At 68.4% G+C, this 294-nt stretch carries 1 protein-coding gene; it reads left to right on the top strand.

Annotation, left to right across the window (positions count from 1 at the left end):
- The coding region (locus D0817_RS27245; RefSeq protein ID WP_202866550.1) for a DUF5682 family protein at positions 1-294 on the top strand (294 nt) is incomplete at both ends.

Raw genomic sequence — 294 nt, 5'->3', positions numbered from 1 at the left:
GGATCCAGGCCGACCGCGCCATCGCCCTGCTGCAACGGGAGCGGCACAAGGCCGACTGGCTCGCCGCGCTGGCGCAATGCGTGCGGGTGCAGGTGCACGCCCTGATCGCCGGGCGCGCCGTGCGCATTTTGCTCGATCAGGAACACTGGAGCGTCGTGCAGACCGCGCAGGCGCTGTCGCTGGCCTGCAGCAACCCGATCAACCCGCTCGCCACGGCCGAATGGCTCGAGGGCTTTCTGCAGGGCAGCGGCTTGCTGCTCGTGATGAACAACGCCCTGTGGCACATCCTCAACA

The organism is Flavobacterium cupreum, assembly GCF_003996965.1.
In the GTDB taxonomy this organism is placed as follows: Bacteria; Bacteroidota; Bacteroidia; order Flavobacteriales; family Flavobacteriaceae; genus Flavobacterium; species Flavobacterium cupreum.
The sequence above is the reverse complement of the archived record's forward strand: the minus strand, read 5'-3'. Positions and strand labels throughout refer to the sequence as shown.